We start from the raw sequence: 20896 nt of genomic DNA, 5'->3' as shown, positions 1-20896 counted from the left end.
CAGAACAGCCTATCGACGTCGCCGTGCAACGAAGACGTGAGTCGTCACGCCTTTTCGAGCACGACCGGAATGACGTCGACCGCCTGCTCGCCGACCTGCCCGCCCGTGGTTTTCAGCACGCCGACGATCGGCGCCACGTCGGAGTAGTCGCGGCCATAGCCGACCGTGATATGGTCGTTGCTTGCCCGCATGCCATTGGTCGGATCGAATTCCTGCCAGCCGGCATCGCGCCCGCACCACACCTTGACCCAGGCGTGCATGGCGTCGGCGCCTTCGAGCCGCGGCTTCCCGCGCGGCGGGATGGTGCGCAGGAACCCGCTGACATAGCCCGCGGGAATACCGAGGCCGCGCAGGCCGGCGATCATGATGTGGGAAAAATCCTGGCAGACGCCGCGCTTCAGGCCGAAGGCGTCGCTGGCCCGCGTCTGCACGGTGGTCGCCTCGCCGTCATAGGTGAAATCGCGGTGAATGCGGTTGCACAGAGCCATGGCCGTGCCGACTGTCGAACTGCCGGCACTGCCTTTCGCATAGGCAGTGATTGCCGCGTCGATGCCGGCATGATCGCTGGCGGCCAGAAAGTGATGCGGCGAAGCCGGCGCCAGCGAGTGCACTGCGCCGAGTTCTTCCCTCAGCCGGCGTATGTCCGGCGATACGTCGAGCCCGGGTTCGGGCCGCGATACCGACACACGCGCGCTCATCCTGATGTCGAGCGCATCATGCGCGTCACGAAAGGCGATCGAGGTGACACTGTTGCCGAAAAAGTCGGAAAAGTCGGAACGTTCGCTGGGCGCCGGCACAAAAGACAGTGAAGCGGCGATGACGCGTTGCACGCCAGGGATGGTCGGCGGCAGCACGCGCACCTGATGGCGGCCACCGCCGGCCGCCGCATCATAGTCGTAACGCAGGTGAAGCCTGATGTCGTAGAGCATGCTGTCTCTACCCGAAATAGGCTTTGGCGAGGCTGTTGTAGAGCCCGCCGATTTCATTGGCGAGATCGCCGAGGGCGTTGGCCGTCATGTCCGAGGGCTCCTTGATGGCGATCGACGTGTTGAGCTGCAGGATTTCCTTGGCCGCCGGCGACATATGGCCTTCAGCGCCGACAGCGGGCAGCAGCGCGATTTCGGCCTTCAGCCGTTCGAGCTGGAAAAGGATTGAGCGCGGGTTGAGCGGATCGAGCGCCAGAAGGTCGACCACCGTGCGCCGTCCCGCTTGCACCGGATATTGCCGACGGTGGGTCATGACGCTGTCGCCGATCTCCAGCATCATGTCGAGCGCACCTTCCGGCGCCTGGGCTCTGGTCAGCCGGGCGAGCGTGCGGGCTATCTGGATGCCGCGTTCGAGCCTGCGGCCGATTTCCAGGAAACGCCAGCCGGCAAAGCGGTACATATTCTCGTGCAGCAGGCCGGAAAACCCGGCCAGCTTGCGCAGGATGACCGTCATTGCCCTTGTCGCGTCGTCGCCCGGCGCCACTGTCGCGGCAAATTGGTGGATGGTCTTCGATAGATCCTTCAATGCCAGCCAGCCATCGGGCGAGAAACGGTCGCGGATCTGCCCGGCGCTGTAAACGGCGCTGTCCAGCGTGCCGATGAGCCCCAATGGGATTGCCGTCTCGACGTCGATGCCGAACGGCGCGAGATAGTCGCTGATATCGGCGAGCAGCGGCATCTCGGGATCGGATGTCTCGGCCAGCCGCACATGGTAGGCGCGCAGGATGCGCACCGTGTCTTCCGATCGCTCGATATAGCGGCCGAGCCATGTCAGGTTCTCAGCCGCGCGGCTCGGCAGGCTGCCCGGCAAGGTTCGGGTGAAGCTGTCGTGCTCCTGCGGCAGCAGCGTCTCGCGCTCGACCGGCCTGTCGCTGACCACCCAGACATCCGCCGCCTGGCCGCCGCGCTGCATGGCGATGGCCGTCGGGTCGAGCGAAAAGCCGACACGGGCAAAACCGCCCGGCATCACCGTCCAGCCTTCCGGCGTCCGCGCCAGATAGACGCGCAGGCTTGCCGGCCGCGGCTCCAGCCAACCGCCGACATAGACAGGCGTGGTCGACAGCGTCACCGCTTCCTGGCCGACGAAGTCGCCGCCGTCCCGTTCGATCCTGGCGACGAGTTCGGCCCGTTCCTCGACCGACAGCGCTGACCCGAGCTTGGTCGAGCCGTCGTCCTCGAAGGCAAGCCGCGTCGACAGCGCCGGGCCGATCACCATGCTATCGATATTGGCGAGCACATGCTCGCGCTCCGCCTCCTGCCCGCACCACCATGTCGCGACCGTCGGCAGCAGCAGTTCCTCGTTGCGCAGGGCGCGCGAAATCTTCGGCAGGAAGGCGAGCAGCGCGCGCGTCTCCATCAGGCCGGAGCCCAGTGCATTGACGGCCGAAACCGCTCCTTGCCGAACCGCCTCGACCAGCCCCGGCGTGCCGATCTGCGAGTCCGGCCGCAATTCAAGCGGATCGGCGAAGGCGGCGTCGAGCCGCCGCCACAAGACGCTCACCGGCATCAGCCCCGAAACCGTGCGCACCATTAGCCTGCCGCCGGAGACGGTCAGGTCCTCGCCCTCGAGCAGCATGATGCCGAGATAGCGGGCGATATAGGCATGTTCGTAATAGGTTTCGTTCAGCGGTCCCGGCGTCAGGATGGCGACACGGCCGCCGGCTTGCCTGGCCATGCCGATCAGCGCGTCGCGGAAGCGACGGAAGAAGCCGGCCAGGCGGTGCACATGCATCTCGCCGTAGATGTCGGACAGCGCCCTCGTGGTGGCGACGCGGTTTTCCAGCGCAAAGCCGGCGCCCGACGGCGCCTGTGTGCGGTCGCCAAGCACCCACCAGCGGCCGTCCGGGCCACGACCGAGCTCGAAGGCGCAGAAATGCAGGAAATGGCCGCTGGCCGGCCTGGTGCCGACGACCGGCCGCAAATATTCCGGGCTGGCCGCGATCAATCCGGCCGGCAGAATGCCTTTCTCGACCAGCCGGTTCGGCCCGTAAATGTCGGCGATGGTCTCCTCGAACAGATCGGCGCGCTGGACCAGGCCGGCGCTGATGTCAGCCCATTCCTGCTCCTCGATCAGCAGCGGCACATGCGCCAGCGGCCATTCCCGCTCGTTGGCGCCGGCCTTGTCATAGACGCGGTAGTAGACGCCGGCGTCGCGCAGGTATTGGTCGGCGCGGGCGAAGCGCTGGGCAAGCTTTTCCGGCCCCAGGTCCTCCAGCGCCTCGATGAAGTGCCGCCAGGCCGGCCGCGGATTGCCCGACGCATCGACCATCTCGTCGACGACGCCGTCGATCGGCTGATAGTGCTCCAGCAGACTGTGAGTCTGCGGCTTGCTGCGCAGCCTTTTGTGATTCCCCTTCGCCATGGCTGATCAGAGTCTTTGCGGCCGCCGAAGGTCAAGGGTCATCGGGAAATCTTCAGAGGCTTCTTCGTTGCGCAGCACATAGCTGGACGGCGTATGGCCACGCGGCTCGAAGCGGGCGAGCCGCCGCGCCTCCGCTTCGTTGCCATTGACCGGGAAGGTGTCATAGCTGCGCCCGCCGGGATGTGCCACATGGTAGACGCAGCCGCCGACTGCGCGGCCCGACCAGCGGTCATAGATGTCGAAGACCAGCGGGGTGTTGACCGGCAGCGCCGGATGCAGGCCCGACGCCGGCTGCCAGGCCTTGAAGCGCACGCCGGCCACCGCGATCTCGCGGTTGTCGGTCACCTTCATCGGCACGACGCGGCTGTTGCAGACGACGGCGTGACGCTCCGGGTTGAGCCCCTCGGTCTTCACCTGCAGCCTTTCGACGGAGGAATCGACAAAGCGTACGGTGCCGCCGATCGCGCCTTGCTCGCCCATCACGTGCCACGGCTCGAGCGCCTGCCTGAGCTCCAGCTTGACGCCGGCATGCTGGACCTCGCCGCAGAACGGGAAGCGGAATTCGAGCTGGGCGTCGAACCATTCCGGACGGAACGCAAAGCCGTTCAGCTTGAGGTCGTCCAGCACATCGAGAAAGTCAGCCCAGACATAATGCGGCAGCATGAAACGGTCGTGCAGCGAAGTGCCCCAGCGCACGAAGCGGCCGTCGAGCGGGTTCTTCCAGGCCCGGGCGATGATGGCGCGCACCAGCAATTGCTGCGCTAGGCTCATGCGCGCGTTGGGCGGCATCTCGAAGCCGCGGAATTCGACCAGCCCGAGCCGGCCGGTCGGCCCGTCCGGCGAAAACAATTTGTCGATGCAAATTTCCGAGCGATGGGTATTGCCGGTCACGTCGGTCAGAAGATTGCGGAACAGCCGGTCGACCAGCCACGGCAGGGGTGCCGCGCCCTTGTCCGGATGCGGCACCTGCGCCATCGCGATTTCGAGTTCGTAAAGCGAATCGTGGCGCGCCTCGTCGAAGCGCGGCGCCTGGCTGGTCGGGCCGATGAACAGGCCGGAGAAAAGGTAGGACAGCGACGGATGCCGCTGCCATTGCAGCACCAGGCTCTTCAACAGGTCGGGGCGGCGCAGGAACGGACTGTCATTGGGCGTTGCGCCGCCGACGACGACATGGTTGCCGCCGCCGGTGCCGGTATGGCGGCCGTCGATCATGAACTTGTCGGCGCCAAGCCGCGTCTGCCGCGCCTCTTCGTAGATCGCCGTGGTCGTCGCCACGCAATCCTGCCAATTCGCGGCGGGGTGGATGTTGACCTCGATGACGCCGGGATCGGGTGCGACACGGATGACGTTGAGGCGCGGATCGTGCGGCGGGCCGTAGCCCTCGATATGCACAGGCAGTCCGATCGCCCTGGCAGCGTTCTCCGCCGCCGCCACCAGTTCGAGATAATCCTCCAGCGCCTCGACCGGCGGCATGAACACACAAAGCCGTCCGTCGCGCGGCTCGACCGAAAGCGCTGTGCGCACGGCGCCGCCGATCTCGGTAATCTCCTGTTCAACGCGGTCCTGCTGGCCGGTAACGGCCGTGAAGGAGACCGCCTGCTGGCGTCGCGCCATTTCGTCGGCGCCTTCCAGTTCGGCCGCAGCCGGCGAAGAAGCAGAACCGGGCAAGATCGCCTCGCGCGCCGGCAATGGTCCGCGCGGCAGCGATGGATCGACCGGGACTATGTAGGGGAACTGCGCCGGCGGCACATAGGGCAGCGTGCCGAGCGGCAGGCGGTAGCCGACCGGCGAATCGCCGGGCACCAGGAACAGCCTGCCGCGCCGCGTCTTCCATTTCTCCGAGCGCCAGCGCGGTCCGGAAGCCTGGCTGTTCCAGCGCTGGACGGGCAGCACATAGCCCGACGGCTTGGTCAGCCCGCGTTCGAACACCCGCGCCATGCGGCTGCGCTCCTCAGGGTCCTCCAGCTTCGAATTGGAAGGATCGACGTTGTCAGGCAGCTTGCCTTCCTTGAGCAGCCATTCGGCGGGATCCTCATAGGCTTCGCTGACCATCGTCTTGTCGATGCCGAGTTCGTCGGCAATCGCCGTCAGCAGGCTTTCGGCCTGCTTCGGTCCGACATCCGCCTCGCTCTTTTCATGTGCGATCAGCGACGGGTCGCTCCACACCGGCTCGCCGTCGGTGCGCCAGTAGAGCGAGAAGGTCCAGCGCGGCAGGCTTTCGCCGGGATACCATTTGCCCTGTCCGTAATGCAGGAAGCCGCCCGGCGCGAAGCGCTCGCGCAACCGGCGGATCAGGGCATCGGCCTTTTCCCGCTTGGTCGGCCCGACGGCTGCCGTGTTCCACTCGGCCGCCTCGAAATCGTCGATCGAGACAAAGGTCGGCTCGCCGCCCATGGTCAGCCGCACGTCGCCGGCCTGAAGCGCTGCATCGACCTCGACGCCCAGCGCGTCGAGCGCCTGCCAGCTCTCGTCGGAGAACGGCTTGGTGATGCGCGGATGCTCGGCGATGCGGTCGACCCGCATGTCGAAACCGAACTCGACATTGGCGAAGCTCGCCATGCCGGAAATCGGCGCGGCATTGCGGAAATGCGGCGTTGCCGCGAGCGGCACATGGCTTTCGCCGGTGAGCAGGCCGGAGGTCGGGTCGAAGCCGATCCAGCCGGCGCCCGGCAGATACACCTCGCACCAGGCATGGAGGTCAGTGAAATCGGTCGCCGTGCCGGGCGGCCCGTCAAGAGCGACGAGGTCGGGCTTCAGCTGGATCAAATAGCCGGAGACGAAGCGCGCAGCGATGCCGAGGTTCCTCAGTATCTGAACCAGGAGCCAGCTCGAATCCCGGCACGACCCCTTGCCGGCGGCCAGCGTTTCCTCGGGCGAGAAGACGCCGGTTTCCATGCGCACGATATACGCGATCTCGCGCTGCAGCCGCGCATTGAGGTCGACGACAAAATTGACGGTGTTGGTCGGGTGGCGCGGGATGGTTTTCAGGAATCCCTCCAACAGCGGCCCCGCCGGTTCCGGCGTTCGATAGATGGTCAGATCGTCCCGGATCTCTTCGGGGTATTCGAATGGAAACGTCTCGGCCAACGGTTCGACGAAGAAATCGAACGGATTGTAGACCGTCATGTCGGCAACGAGATCGACCTCGATCTTCAACTCCGTCACCGGCTCGGGAAAGACGAAGCGGGCAAGGAAATTGCCGTAAGGGTCCTGCTGCAGATTGACGAAGTGATTTGCCGGCCCGACCTTCAGCGAATGGCTGAGCACCTTGGTGCGGGAATGCGGCGCAGGCTGCAACCTTATGACTTGCGGGCCTAATACGACCGGCCGGTCGTATTTGTAATGGGTCAGGTGATAGACGGCTGCCAGAATTGCCATGGTGCCCCTGAAGTCGGCGTTTCAAAAGGAGTTCGCTGAACCCTGACACGAATGCTGACCATTCTCCAAGCAGAGATGTTGCGCTGCACCTAAATTAAGCAGCTTTCACAGCTTCACGAAACGGAGCGCCGACCCTGGAATTCCGGGGCGTGGCGGCAAGACGTTGCAACGGTGCAGAGCCGCAGGCCGGCGGGTCAGCACCGGGCGCTTCCCGCCGACATTGATGTCAGCAGCACGCGCGATGCTTGGTCGAAAAGAGCTGAAAAGAAAAACCCGCCTCGGTGAGCGGGTCGTCGATGCCAATTAGCACCATAGCGAAATTAGTAGCATAGCTGCCGGCACAAAGCAAGAACAAAATGTGGCGCCGGAGGCGAAAATTGCCGATCTCGCGCCTTGCGAGGGGAGATGCCAGGCAGTGGCGCCCTGGCAGCGGAGGGTACCTGCCAATGCTAAAAGAACGCCTGCAACCCCGTCTGCGCCCGTCCGAGGATCAGCGCATGCACGTCATGCGTGCCCTCGTAGGTGTTGACGGTTTCCAGGTTCTGGGCGTGGCGCATGACGTGATAACCGATCTGGATGCCATTGCCGCCATGCATGTCGCGGGCCTGGCGGGCGATGTCGAGCGCCTTGCCGCAATTGTTGCGCTTGACGAGCGAGATCATCTCCGGCGCCATCTTGCCTTCGTCCATCAGCCGCCCGACGCGCAGGCTGCCCTGCAGGCCGAGCGCGATCTCGGTCTGCATGTCGGCGAGCTTCTTCTGGAAAAGCTGCGTACCGGCCAGCGGCTTGCCGAACTGCTTGCGGTCGAGGCCATACTGGCGGGCGCGGTGCCAGCAATCCTCGGCGGCGCCCATGGCGCCCCAGGAAATTCCGTAGCGCGCCCGGTTGAGGCAGCCGAACGGTCCCTTGAGACCCGAGACATTGGGCAGCAACGCGTCCTCGCCGACCTCGACGCCTTCCATCACCACTTCGCCGGTAATCGAGGCTCGCAGCGACAGCTTGCCACCGATCTTCGGCGCCGACAGCCCGTTCATGCCCTTTTCCAGGACAAAGCCGCGAATCTGGTTGTCATGCGCGCCCCCACTTTCGTCGGACAACTTTGCCCAGACGACGAACACGTCTGCGATCGGCGCGTTGGAAATCCACATTTTCGAGCCGGAGATCCTGTAGCCGCTCGCGGTCTTCTCGGCCCGCGTCTTCATGCCGCCCGGATCGGAGCCGGCATCCGGCTCGGTCAGGCCGAAGCAGCCGATCCATTCGCCCGACGCCAGCTTCGGCAGGTATTTCCTGCGCTGCTCTTCCGAGCCATAGGCATGGATCGGATACATCACCAGCGACGACTGCACGCTCATCATCGAGCGATAGCCCGAGTCGATCCGCTCCACTTCCCGCGCGACCAGCCCGTAGGTGACGTAGTTGGCGCCGAGCCCGCCATATTCCTCGGGGATGGTGATGCCGAGCAGACCGGCCTCGCCCATTTCGCGGAAGATCCCGGCGTCGGTCTTCTCCTCGAGATAGGCTTCCTCGATCTTAGGAGCGAGCTTGTCGGCGGCAAACGCCGCGGCGCCATCGCGCACCATGCGCTCGTCCTCCGAAAGCTGGTCCTCGATCAGGAAAGGATCATCCCAGACGAATGCGTTCTTGTCGGCGGCCATGGCTCTCGGTCTCCCAAACTCATGCATGTCGCCCAAAGCTTGCCCGCGGGCCTGACCCGAGGGTGTTCCGCAGCTTGGGGATAACGACATGCATCGAAACAGAAATCTTGAAACGCGCGGCTTATCGGCTCCCGTCCTGAAAAAATCAAACGAAATAGCTTCGCCGATCCATGAGCATTGGTGATGGATCATCAATGTCGAGCGCCGCCGTCTGACCTGCCACAGCCGGCTCGCGAAATTATTTCCGCTTCAACGCATCGGCCAAAGCGGCGCCGAACGCGCCCTGCTGCACCGGCCGCTCCGGCTGGCGTTGGGGCGCGGGCGCGCGCGGCACCGACCTGCCGCCATTGTCGCGCGGCTTCGGTGCGCCACCGTCACCATCCTTGCGCATCGACAGGCCGATGCGCTTGCGCTTGATATCGACGTCGACGACACGCACCTTGACCACGTCGCCGGCCTTGACCACCTCATGCGCGTCCTTGATGAACCGATCGGCCAGTTGCGAGACGTGCACCAGCCCATCCTGGTGCACGCCGATATCGACGAAGGCGCCGAAAGCCGCGACATTGGTGACAGTGCCTTCAAGCTGCATGCCGGGCTTCAGATCCTTGATGTCGTCGATGCCATCGGCAAAGGTCGCGGTCTTGAAGCCGGGGCGCGGATCGCGGCCGGGCTTTTCCAGCTCCGCCAGGATGTCGCGCACCGTCGGCACGCCGAAGCGCTCATCGACGAAGACGCGCGGATCGAGCGCCTTGAGTGCGGCGCTGTCGCCCATCAGCGAGCGGACGTCGCGCCCGCAGGCCGCGACGATCTTCTTGGCAACGCCATAGGCTTCCGGATGCACGGCCGAGGCATCGAGGGGTTCGCTGCCGTTTGGAATGCGCAGGAAGCCGGCGCATTGCTCGAACGCGCGGGGTCCAAGGCGGGAGACCTTCAACAGTTCGCGGCGGCTGGCGAACGGGCCGGAGGCATCGCGATGCGCAACGATCGCCTCGGCCAGCGATGCGCCGAGACCCGAAACCCGCGCCAGAAGCGGTGCGGACGCCGTGTTGAGATCGACGCCGACGGCGTTTACCGCATCCTCGACCACCGCTTCCAGCGAGCGGCCGAGGCGGTACTGATCGACGTCGTGCTGGTACTGGCCGACGCCGATCGACTTGGGCTCTATCTTGACCAATTCGGCGAGCGGATCCTGCAGGCGCCGCGCGATGGACACCGCCCCGCGCAGCGACACGTCGAGGCCGGGAAATTCCGCCGCCGCCGTTGCCGAGGCGGAATAGACCGAGGCGCCGGCCTCGCTGACGATCACCTTGAGCGGCTTCGGCCCGGACCCGGCAGGCATGTCAGCCAGCATGTCGGCCACCAGCCTTTCGGTCTCGCGGCTGCCGGTGCCGTTGCCGATCGAGATCAGCTCGACCTTGTGCAGCCGGATGAGCTTGGCCAGTTCGGCCTGCGTGCCGCGCACGTCGTTCTTCGGCGGGAACGGATAGACCGTTGTCGTCGCCAGCAGCTTGCCGGTGCCGTCCACCACCGCCACCTTGACGCCGGTGCGAATGCCCGGATCGAGCCCCATCGTCGGCCGTGAGCCGGCAGGGGCGGCAAGCAGCAAATCCTTGAGATTGCGGGCGAAGACATGGATGGCTCCTTCTTCGGCCCGCTCGCGCAGATCGCGCATCAGATCGAGCGTCAGGTGCAGCGACAGCTTTATGCGCCAGGTCCAGCCGGCGACGTCCATCAGCCAGCGGTCTCCCGGCAACTGGCGGCCGATGGCGTAGGCGTCGGCAATCATCCGCTCAACCGGTTTCACCGGAGAGGCGTCATCGGCATCGACTTCGATGTCGAGCGACAGAACTTCCTCGTTGCGGCCGCGCAACATGGCCAGCGCGCGATGGCTCGGCACGTTGGCCCAGCGCTCGACATGGTCGAAATAGTCGGAAAATTTCGCGCCGGCCTCCTGCTTGCCGTCGACGACGCGCGAGCGCAGGAAGGCGCGTTCCTTCATGTAGGTCCGCAATCTGCCGACCAGATCGGCATTCTCGGCGAACTGTTCGGACAGGATGTCGCGCGCACCCTCGAGCGCTGCCTTGGCGTCGGCCACGTTTTCGCTGATGTAGGCCAGCGCCAGCTCGGCGGGTACAGCCGTACGGTCGGCGAGAATAGCTTCCGCCAGAGGCCCGAGCCCGCGCTCGCGTGCGATCTCGGCCTTGGTCCGGCGCTTCGGCTTGTAAGGCAGGTAGATGTCTTCGAGTTCGGCCTTGGTGCCGGCCGCAGCGATCTTTGCTTCGAGCTCCTCGGTCAGCTTGCCCTGCTCGCGGATCGAACCAAGGATGGTGTCGCGGCGCGCGTCGAGTTCGCGCAGATAGGCCAGCCGCTCGGCGAGGTCGCGCAGCTGCGTGTCGTCGAGGCCGCCGGTGACCTCCTTGCGGTAGCGCGCCACGAACGGCACGGTCGCACCGTCATCGAGCAAGCCGATCGCTGCCGCGGCCTGCTCGGGCCGGGCGGCGATCTCGGCGGCTATGATAGTTGCGATGCGCTTGATGTCGGATGCCATGTCGTACCTGTCGCTAGTCGAAACGAGCAGCGACCATAGGCGCAGAGCACTGCCGCGCCAACTGCGCCATTTTCAACCCGGCGAGAGGTCCACAGGAAAGGTCGGGGTGTCTGGATGGATCAGACCATCCGGCTCAGCGCCTCGAAGAAAGAAATCATATCCAGATCGAGCGGATCGTCGACCGGTACCGGCTGCGACGACATCTTTGCGATCACAATTTCGGCCTTCGGATTGACGTAAAGCCACTGGCCGTGGATGCCGATGCCGCAGAAGGCGCCGCTTGCCGCGCCCGTCTGGTACCATTTGTTGCGATAACGGCCACGCGGAAACAGGAACGCCATCGTGCCGCGCCGCCAGGCCTCGGCGTCACCGCCAGTTTCGGTCGTGTCGCGCATCCAGGCTTCCGGCACGACGCGGCGGCCATTGGCCACGCCGCCTTGCCGCATCATCTCGCCGACGCGTGCAAGGTCGCGCGGCGTCACCGAAATGCCGCCGGCAGTGCGCGCCGTGCCTTCCACGTCGACTGTCACCGAGGCGTCGCCGACGGCGCCGAGCGGCTCCCATAATTTTTCGCGCATCAGATCGTCGAAGCGCCGGCCCGACGCACGTTCGAGCAGGATGCCAAGCAGGTCGGAATTGGGCGAACGGTAGCGGAACGTCCGGCCATGCGGCTCGGCCAGGCCCTGCAGCGTCGTGAGGAAAGTGGCCAGGCTCTCGATGCCCCCGCCTGGATTCCACAGCATGGCGCGGCGGTAGCGGGCGAAGGCGCTTTCCGGATCGAGATAGGCCTCTTCGAAATCGAGGCTGACACTCATGTCGAGCACGTGCCGCACACGCGCATCGCCATAGGCCGAGCCGGCGGCTTCGGGCAGATAGCGGCTTACCGGAGCCTGCGGATCGAAAATCCCCTCGCCTTCCAATATGCCGGCAACAATGGCGGTCAGCGACTTGCTGATCGAAAAGACGATGTGGCGCGCCCCAAACTCCATATGCGGCGCGAACCAGTCGCCGACGAATTTGCCGCGTTTCATGATCGTCAGCGCGTCGGTATCGGAGCGCGCGAGAAACGCCGCGACAGTCTCCGCGCCGCCTGCAAGAGCGACCTTTTCGCCAAGTAGCCCGCCGAAATCCTGGGCCGACGCTTCGCTGCTGCCCGGCTGTGCCGCCACGGCAGCGCTCGGCACCAGCTCGCCGACATTCTGGAACGACCACCGGCTGAACGGGCTTTCCCGCCAATTGCCGAGCAGCACCTCCTTGCGGGCAAAGCCATACCTGGTCTCGAACGCGGTCTTGCCGGCCATAGCCGCTTCCTTCCGGGTCTTTGGCGTTCTAGGCGAGCGCCGCGGCGATGGCGTGCACGGCTTTCAGTGTCGCCACCGATAGGCGACGTTAAAAAAATGCGGACAAAACGGACCCGGCCGGCGCCTGCCGCCGGGTCCATCACGATGCGGTCACTTCTGCAGTTCGGTCCAGATCTTGCTGTAGATTGCCTGCACGTCCTCGGAACACAATTTTTGCAGCTCGCCATGCGCCTTGACGTCTTCCGGGATGATGACTTCCGGCGCATCCTTCATATCGGCCGGCATGTACTTGTCGGAACCGGCAATGCCGTTGGCGTAGCGGTGGAAGGCGGATAGGCCGGCGGCGTTTTCCGGATCCATGATGAAGTTCTGGAACAGCTTGGCGTTCTCGACGTTCTTGGCTTCCTTCAGGACCATGACGTTGTCGCTCCAGAGGCCAAAACCTTCCTTGGGATAGAAATAGTGGATCTTGGGGTTCGCCAGCCGCTGGCGAAAGGCCGAGCCGTTCCAGTCGCTGGTCGCCTTGAAATCGCCGGCGCCCATTTTCTCGATGGTATTGTATTCCATCGCGATCCAGTTCGGCTTGGCAGCAACCAGCGTGTCACGCACCTTCTTCAGCGTTTCCTTGTCGCTGGCGCATTGCGCGCCGCCGACATATTTGGTCGCCGCGAACATGACGTCGTTCATTTCCGGCACGACGTTGACCTTGCCCTTCAGTTCGTCGGGTGTGTTGAAGATGATGCCCCAACTGTCCGACGGCCCCTTGTAGACATCGGTGTTCACCACGATGCCCACCGTGCCCCAGGCCCATGGCACGGAATATTTGCGGCCCGGATCGAAATCTGGATTGGCCCATTCCGGCGCCACGTTCTTGAAATTCTCCATCTTGCCGGGATCGGTCTCCTGAACGAGGCCTTCCTTGATCCAGATCGGCACGAAGGTTTGCGAAGGCACCGCGATGTCGAAGCCGGTGCCGCCCTGGCGAACCTTGGCCAGCGCCGTATCGTTCGAATCGTAATCGGTGATGGTCACCTTGACGTTGTATTTCTGCTCGAACTTCTTGATCACGTCGGGGCTGGTGTAGTTGCCCCAATTGTAGATGTTGAGTTCACCGTCGGCGCGAGCAAGGCTCGTCGAGGCGAGCAGCGCCAGCCCGATGGCGGTCGCCGATGTCTTCCAGTTCATGGTTTTAGCTCCCATTTTCATGTCTAGTCCCGTTTCCTGCTGATGAAGAAAAACAACGTCACGATGGCGACCGACAAGAGCAGGAACACGGTCGATATCGCGTTGATCTCCGGCGTTATCCCTCGACGTATCTGGCCAAGCATGTAGGTCGGCAGCGTGTCCTGGCCGCCCGATTTCACGAACTCGGTGATGACGACATCGTCGAGCGAGATAACGAAGGCCAGCATCAGTCCGGCCAGAATGCCGGGCCAAAGCAGCGGCAAGGTGATGCGGCGGAACGTCTTCCACGGCGTCGCATAGAGATCGGCGGCGGCCCGTTCCAGCGTCAGGTCCATGTTCTCCAGCCGCGCCCGGATCGGCAGGTAGGCGAACGGAATGCAAAAGGCCGTATGTGCCGCGATCAGGTAGCCGAGCCCGGAATAGCCGGTGAAGATCTTGATGCGCGAGAAAAAGATCAGCAGCGCCACGCCGGTGACGATCTCCGGCACCATCAGAGGCTGGTTGATGGCGGCATATTTGAAGGTCAGGCCGGGATAGGGCGGCGTGCGCGTGGTGGCGAGCGCCGCCATGGTGGCGAAGATCGTGGCCAGGATCGCCGCGATGGCGCCGATCTGAAAGGAGCGCAAGGTGGCGTCGATGACTTGCGTGTTCTGCCACGCCGACTGGAACCATTTGAGCGAGATGCCGCCCCATTCTGACGTCGAGGTCGCGGCGTTGAAGGCATAGACGACCAGCACGACGATGGGCAGATAGAGCACGACAAAGCAGGTCGCGGCGATTGCGGTGAATCCCGGCTGATGCTTGATTGCGAAGCTGCTAGCCATGACGCATCTCCGACCGGCCGGTGTTACGAACATAGGCGAGCAGCGCCACCATGACGATGATCATGACGGCGATGGACAGGGCCGAGCCGAGCGGCCAGTTGCGGCCTTGCCCGAACTGCAGCTCGATCAGGTTGGAGAGCATCATGTTCTTGCCGCCGCCCAATAGGCTCGGTGTGACGTAGGCGCCGAGCGCCGGAATGAATACCAGGATGGAGCCGGCGATGACGCCCGGCTTGACCAGCGGGAAAATGATGCGCCTGAGCACCTGGAAGCGTGTCGCATAAAGATCGTAGCCGGCTTCGACCAGCCGGAAATCGAGTTTTTCCATGCTGGCGTAGATCGGCAGCACCATCAGCGGCAGATAGACATAGGCCATGCCGATCAGGATCGCCGTATCGGTGAACAATATCTGGATCGGCGCCGAGATGATGCCGAGCTTGAGCAGCACCGTGTTGATCAAACCCTCGTTGCGGATAATCTGCAGCACGGCGAAGGTGCGGATCAGCAAGTTGGTCCAGAACGGTATGGTGATCAGGAACAGCCAGAGATCGCGCGTCTTCTCGCTGCGCGTCGCCATGAAATAGGCAGTAGGAAAACCAAGCGCCAAAGTGGCGATCGTGGTCACGATGGCAAGCTTGATCGAGCGCCAGAAAATTGTGACATGGGCGGCAGCAATGGAAAGCGTGTCGTCGAAGATGTCGCGTTCCATGAACACCGATGTCCAGGCCTCGGGCGAGATTTGCCACTTCACGTCGCCATAGGGGCCGGGCGTCAGGAACGAATAGACCAGCACGATCAGCAATGGGCCGGTTGCTGCCAGTAAGATGATCAGCAGGGCCGGCGCCGACAGCAGCCAGCGGTCGCGGATGTCGCGCCGCTCGGCCGCCTTGGCGACTTCTTCCGCGCTCGTCATCAATCCCTCAGCACTTGCGCGGCGTCGTTGCCGATCGAGACACCGACCTTGTCGCCTCGCTCGAAACCGCAGCCTGCGCTGCGCGTGTTCTGCTGGCGCACGGTGAAGGCTTCGCCGCTGTCCAGTTGGACGTGGATATGCGTATCGGTGCCGAAATAGACGATGTTTTCGACGGTTCCCGAAAGGTCGCCCTTGCCGCCGGTCAGCTTTGCGTGTTCCGGCCTGACCACCAGGGTGGCATTCGCCTTCGGCTGGAAGCCCTCAGCCACGGTCGCCTCGATCGTTGCGCCGGATTTGAGGGTCGCGCGAGCCTTGCCGTTGCCGATGTCGGTGATGGCTGCGGTCAGGAAATTGGTTTCGCCGATGAAGTCGGCAACGAAGCGCTCCGCCGGCTTGTCGTAGATGTCCCAGGGCGTGCCGACCTGCAGGATCTTGCCGGCCGACATCACGGCGATGCGGTCGGACATGGTCAGCGCTTCCTCCTGGTCATGGGTGACGAAGATGAAGGTGATGCCGGTCTGGTGCTGCAGCCGTTTCAATTCGATCTGCATTTCCTTGCGCAGCTTGTAGTCGAGTGCCGACAGCGGCTCGTCGAGCAACAGCACTTTCGGCTGCGGCGCCAGCGCGCGCGCCAGTGCGACGCGCTGCTGCTGGCCGCCGGAGATCTGGTTGGTGCGGCGGCCGCTCAGCGCCTCCATCTTGACCAGCTTCAGCATCTCGGCGACGCGCGCCTTGATTTCGGCTTTCGGCTTGCCCAGCATCTCCAGCCCAAAGCCGATATTCTCGGCCACGGTCATGTGCGGGAACAGCGCATAGGACTGGAAGACGGTGTTGACCGGCCGCTTGAACGGCGGCAGCGGCGCGATGTCGTGGCCGTGCAGCAGGATTTCGCCTTCGCTGGGGAAGTCAAAGCCGGCGATCAGCCGCAGCAGCGTCGTCTTTCCGCAACCCGACGGCCCCAGCAGCGTGAAGAACTCGTTCTCGCGGATCGACACCGAAACCGTGTCGAGAGCGGCGACTTGTGCGTCCCCGGTACCGAACACCTTGCGGACGCTGCGGACCTCGATTGCACTCTTACCCGGTTGATCCGGCACGCATTACCCCATTTTCATGTCCGCTCTTAAAGGCGGATCCAGTTCCCATTCGATTGTCAGCATATGCCGGTCGGCTTGGCAACCATGCATCTGGGCCTCGGTTCAGAACGCAAGCTCCGTGCCATGGTCAGCGCCACCATCAACCCTGGTAAGTGATCTTGCCGCCACAGATGGTGCTGACCGGATGCACCTTGTGCAGCAAACCCGGTTCAGTTGCTTCGATATCGGCCGACAGCACCACCAGATCGGCCAGATAGCCTGGTTTCAGCCGGCCCTTACGGTGTTCCATGAATTCGGCATAAGCGCCTTCGACTGTATAGCCGGCAAGCGCTTCCAACAGCGAGAAGCTCTGGTCGGGATTGCCCTCTGCCCAAGGTTTGCGCAGCACCGCCGCCTGAATGCCCAGGATCGGGTCGACCCGCGACACCGGCCAGTCGGAAGCGAAGACGACATGCGCACCCGCCTGCTTCAGCGTCCGCCAGGCATAGCTCAGCGGCCATCTTTCGCGGCCGATGCGCGAGAGCGTCGGCTCCAGCGGGAAGTCCATGGCGCCGGGCGGGTGCGGCGGCTGCATCGAGGCGATGACGCCGAGTTCGGCAAAGCGCGGCACGTCGGCGGCAGTGGTGACCTCGATGTGCTCGACCCGGTGACGGCTGTCGCGCCTGCCGTTCTTCCGCTGCGCCGCCTCGTAACCGTCCAGAACCGCGCGCACCGCGCCGTCGCCTATCGAATGCACGGCGACCTGCAGGCCGCGCCGGTCGGCCTCCAGCGCTACCTCGGCGAGATGCTGCGGCGTAAACAGCGGCTCACCGCGCCAGCCCGGCCGGTCGGCATAGTCGTCGACCATGACCGCGGTCCAGCCTTCCAGCACGCCGTCGTAAAACATCTTGACCATGCCGGACGACAGCCATTCCGATCGGTAGGAGCTGGCCATGCTCGATGCCTTTTCCAGCTTGTCGAGCGTCATGAAGTTTTTGAAATGAAAAGGTATCTTGGTGCGGCAGAGCAGCCGCCCTTCCTGCTCCAGCCCGGCAAGCAGTTCGAGCTGGTAGAGATTGCCGTCCATGTTCTGGATCGAGGTGATGCCGTGGCGGGCGCACCATTGCAGTCCGCGATGCATCAGGTCGCGATCGGCCGCGACTTCGGCTGCGGAAGGGTACGGCTCGGGCTCGCCGCCTGTCGCAAGGCCGAGCCGCACGCGGTTCTGCCCGGAAAGCTCGAGGATCGGCCCAAACGCCTCGCCCTCGCGCAATTCGCCGGCCGCGAGGCCGTCGGCGCCCATGACGATCTCGTTGCCGGGGCCGAGTTGCTTGCCGTGCAGGATGCCAGCCAGCTTCAGCGCCTTGGTGTTGGCCCACATCGTGTGGTGATCGGAAGCCGACATCGCGAACGGCCGGTCGGCGATGATGCGGTCGAGATGATGGCGGGTGACCGGCTCTTCCTTGGAGAGGATAGTGTAGTCGACGCCGGCCCCAAGCAGCAATTTGGCGTTCGGCCGTGCCGCAGCATAGGCGCGGATCGCGTCGCTCAGCGCATCGAAGCCATGCACGCCCTGAAGGTGCAGATTGTCGAGTTCGGCCGCGCCGCCGAAAAGATGCATATGCGCTTCGATGAAGCCCGGCACCACCGAACCGCCTTGCGCATCGATGATCTTCGTGGCCGGCCCTTTCAGCGCCTCTATGGTCCGGCGATCGCCAACCGCCAGGATATTGCCGTCCTTTATCGCCACCGCCTCGGCAGCCGGATTGCCTTCATCCATGGTCAGCACACGGGCATTGGTGACGATCAGGTCGGCATTTGAACTCATGATTACCCGCGGGTCGGTTGCGCTGCCGGCAGGCTAGACGACCGGCTGCCGGGCCAGCAAGCCATGGCTGGTTGGCCCAGCGCCTTGTGAAAGGCAGTGCAGGACGGTTAGGGTCGCCGCGTCTCACCACGGAACAATTTCATGAAGACTGTTTTTTCGCCTTTCCATGCCGGCCATTCCGGCAATGTCGAATTGATCGCCGGCGCCATCGTGCCGGCCTTTGAAAAGCCGTCGCGCGCCGAGTTCATCAGGGCGCGGGTGGAGAGCGAGAAGCTCGGTCCGATCCTGCCGCCGGAAAGCCACGACCTCGCCGCCGCCAGGAAGGTGCATGCCAGCGACTACATCGATTTCCTGCCGACCGTGTGGCCGCTCTGGGAAGCATCGGGCCGCAGCGGTTCGGCCATTCCCTTCACCTGGCCGACGCGCGGCCTGCGCGGCGACGTGCGCCCGAAAGGCATCGATGCGCTGCTCGGCTTCTACTCCTTCGACGGTGGCGCGACGTTCGTCAAAGGCACATGGGATGCGATCAAGTCGTCCTATGATGTCGCGCTGACCGCCGCCGCGCTGGTCAAGGCCGGTGAGCCTTCCGCCTTCGCCCTCTGCCGCCCGCCGGGGCACCATGCAGGGGCGGCCTTCATGGGCGGCTATTGCTTCATCAACAACGCCGCCGTCGCCGCGCAATGGTTCCGCGACCATGGCGCCGGGCGCGTTTCGATCCTCGACGTCGATTATCACCACGGCAACGGCACCCAGGAGATCTTCTATCGCCGCGGTGACGTTCAGGTGCTGAACCTGCATGGCGATCCGATGACCGAATATCCCTTCTTCCTCGGCCATGCCGACGAACGCGGCGAGGGCGACGGCGAAGGCTTCAACGACAATTACCCGATGCCCTTCGGCACCGGCTGGGACGTGTGGAACGCCTCACTCGAGGACGCTTGCACGAGGCTTTCGGCTTATGCTCCTGACGTCGTCGTGGTTTCACTCGGCGTCGACACTTTCGAGAAGGACCCGATCAGCCAGTTCAAGCTGAAGACCCCCGACTATCCCAGGATCGGCCGCCGCATCGCCAGGCTCGGCCTGCCGACGCTGTTCGTCATGGAAGGCGGCTACGCGGTCGAGGAGATCGGCATCAACGCCGTCGGCGTGCTGACCGGCTTCGAGGACCGCTAGAAGCAATTCCAGGAAATAGGGCGGTTCGTCGTTTCCGTGAAACGATGAACCGCTAGAACCGCCGGCGCCTGCAAATCATGTGGCCGCGCTCGGCGCCGCAACCGGCGGAGCCGGCCTGCGCGAGCGGCCGAGGTAATAGACCGCCGCCGCTGCGATGACGCCCGCTGCCAGGATGCCCGCCGCCAGCACCGGCCGGTACCAGAACCAGGCGATGGCCATCGTCGTCGCCCCGACCAGGATCGCCAGGAAGAACGCGATGATGCCGGTACCCATCCGCGCCATGCTGCCGAGCAAAGGAATGACGTCGAGGATGACGCCGATCGGCCCGAGCAGCAGGGCAAAGCCGATGGCCAGGAGCAGCACGCCGGCGGCGCGCAGCAGCCAGGTGATCAGCGTGTTCGCGCTGACCGCTTCGGCGAACATCTTTTCCGCCGGAACATTGCCGGTGTCGACCATCAGCAACTGGTCGCCGGCGATTGTCTGGTATGGCTCGAAGCCGCCCCCCGTCTGGCGCGCGACGACGCTGACCACGCCGAGCGGCGCCAGTTCGTAGCCGATGCGGTAGTCGCCCAGCGCCGGCGACGTGGTGTTGAAACCGAGATAGATTTTTCCGTCGACGATGTTGACCCGCTTGGTGCCGGTATAGGCGGCGTCTATGGCGGCCGACTGATCGGCAGACAGTGAGAACGTCTTGTCGCCGCCGATCAGGTCCAGCACGGGCCGGTCGAGCGTGAAAGCACCAAGCTTGCCGTCCGGAATCTGGAATTGCTTGCTGTGGATCTCCATCGGCGGATTCTCGTGGCCGTCCGGCTTCTTGAACTCCGACGAATTGATCTGGCTGTCGTCCCACACCTTCGAATAGCTGTAGGTCGTCACCGTCTCCTCGCCGCCGCCCAGCTTCTTCGTCGTCTCGGATTTCTCCTCTTCTTTCCACTGGTACATCTCGGCGCCGCGCGACAGCCGCAACCCCTGCGCCGAAATGCCGAAGTCCGGATCGGCAAGGCCGCTGCTCGCCGTCACCGCCCCGGTGACATGGACGAGCTTGCCGTCATTGGCGGCATCGACGCTGTCGGCGCCGACCGAGACCACCGCGCCCGATCCCTCGGCCAGCGAGCGCGCCGTCTGCACGGCCCGGCCCTCGTTCCAGAACAGGCCGATCACCATCAGCACGATCAGGAGCAGCCCGAAGACGACCCCGCCGACCGCGCGTTTGATCCGCCCGAACCACGAGACGGACGTCACTTCCTGAAATGAATCGCTCACTATTTCCCCATCCCCCGAAACCAGTCTCGCGAAATCCGCGCTCTGCCGCGCAGTGGCAAGCAACCGGCGTCACCCCAAACCGGCGGACGCCCATCCGTCCCGGCACCGGGAGCTTATCGCAATCGGCGAGCCGCCGATACGGCACAGTTGCGATCCGACCCGGTTTCGCGGCCGTAAAGCCCATCGCTCACCGCCAATTCATTGAATTCGTTTCCGTCAAATCGCGTTGATGTCAGATTCGTCTGCAGTTGGATTGTAGCCGAATCAGCCGTTCCTTGGGGGGCGCGGCAATCACCAAAGCTTGATGGTCCGCCACTATTCCGGAATCAGATCGGCTAGTGGGCAATGCTCCACCAGCAGGCTCTTGCAGAGTGCGTAGTCTTCGTACGCGAAAACACCTTGGT

At 64.1% G+C, this 20896-nt stretch carries 13 protein-coding genes; 1 reads left to right on the top strand and 12 read right to left on the bottom strand.

The window, feature by feature from the left end; translation table 11 throughout:
- Positions 1–44: 44 nt before the first annotated feature.
- From NKI97_RS02475 to NKI97_RS02425, 11 genes are all read right to left on the bottom strand, one after another.
- Positions 45–929 carry a transglutaminase family protein gene (locus NKI97_RS02475; protein ID WP_352448166.1) on the bottom strand — a complete coding sequence of 295 codons (885 nt, stop codon included), beginning with the start codon at positions 927–929 and terminating at the stop codon, positions 45–47.
- Between the two features lie 7 nt (positions 930–936).
- On the bottom strand, positions 937–3348 hold the full coding sequence (locus NKI97_RS02470) for a circularly permuted type 2 ATP-grasp protein (protein WP_352832499.1): 2412 nt from the start codon (positions 3346–3348) through the stop codon (positions 937–939).
- A 6-nt stretch (positions 3349–3354) separates the two neighbouring features.
- Complete coding sequence (locus NKI97_RS02465; RefSeq protein WP_352832497.1) at positions 3355–6726, bottom strand: transglutaminase family protein; 3372 nt, start codon at positions 6724–6726, stop codon at positions 3355–3357.
- 449 nt (positions 6727–7175) lie between these two features.
- Positions 7176–8381, bottom strand: a complete 1206-nt coding sequence (locus NKI97_RS02460; RefSeq protein WP_352832494.1) for an acyl-CoA dehydrogenase — start codon at positions 8379–8381, stop codon at positions 7176–7178.
- Positions 8382–8619: 238 nt separating this feature from the next.
- Positions 8620–10932 (bottom strand): Tex family protein, encoded by a 2313-nt coding sequence (locus NKI97_RS02455; RefSeq protein ID WP_352832491.1) that lies wholly within the window; start codon positions 10930–10932, stop codon positions 8620–8622.
- Between the two features lie 119 nt (positions 10933–11051).
- On the bottom strand, positions 11052–12233 hold the full coding sequence (locus NKI97_RS02450; RefSeq protein ID WP_352832489.1) for a serine hydrolase domain-containing protein: 1182 nt from the start codon (positions 12231–12233) through the stop codon (positions 11052–11054).
- Between the two features lie 150 nt (positions 12234–12383).
- Positions 12384–13418, bottom strand: a complete 1035-nt coding sequence (locus NKI97_RS02445; protein WP_352832486.1) for an ABC transporter substrate-binding protein — start codon at positions 13416–13418, stop codon at positions 12384–12386.
- 23 nt (positions 13419–13441) lie between these two features.
- Positions 13442–14242: an ABC transporter permease gene (locus NKI97_RS02440; RefSeq protein WP_352832484.1), complete on the bottom strand. Its 801-nt coding sequence runs from the start codon at positions 14240–14242 to the stop codon at positions 13442–13444.
- Entirely contained in the window at positions 14235–15155 is a 921-nt protein-coding gene (locus tag NKI97_RS02435; RefSeq protein ID WP_352832481.1) for an ABC transporter permease, read from the bottom strand. Before NKI97_RS02435 ends, NKI97_RS02440 begins: the two co-directional genes overlap by 8 nt.
- Complete coding sequence (locus NKI97_RS02430) at positions 15155–16249, bottom strand: ABC transporter ATP-binding protein (protein ID WP_352832479.1); 1095 nt, start codon at positions 16247–16249, stop codon at positions 15155–15157. The genes NKI97_RS02435 and NKI97_RS02430 overlap by 1 nt, the downstream gene beginning before the upstream one ends.
- A 139-nt stretch (positions 16250–16388) precedes the next feature.
- Entirely contained in the window at positions 16389–18056 is a 1668-nt protein-coding gene (locus NKI97_RS02425) for an amidohydrolase (protein ID WP_352832476.1), read from the bottom strand.
- A 141-nt stretch (positions 18057–18197) separates the two neighbouring features.
- On the opposite strand from NKI97_RS02425, the gene NKI97_RS02420 reads away from it, so the two are divergent.
- Positions 18198–19229, top strand: coding sequence for a histone deacetylase family protein (locus NKI97_RS02420; protein ID WP_352448177.1), 1032 nt, complete (start codon positions 18198–18200; stop codon positions 19227–19229).
- A 75-nt stretch (positions 19230–19304) separates the two neighbouring features.
- Here the strand turns inward: NKI97_RS02420 and NKI97_RS02415 are convergent, their stop codons facing one another.
- On the bottom strand, positions 19305–20492 hold the full coding sequence (locus tag NKI97_RS02415) for a TMEM43 family protein (protein WP_352832473.1): 1188 nt from the start codon (positions 20490–20492) through the stop codon (positions 19305–19307).
- Positions 20493–20896 lie beyond the last annotated feature (404 nt).

The sequence above is a fragment of the Mesorhizobium sp. M0296 genome, from assembly GCF_040321675.1.
Lineage (GTDB): Bacteria > Pseudomonadota > Alphaproteobacteria > Rhizobiales > Rhizobiaceae > Mesorhizobium.
This window is presented reverse-complemented; position numbering and strand designations above follow the sequence as displayed.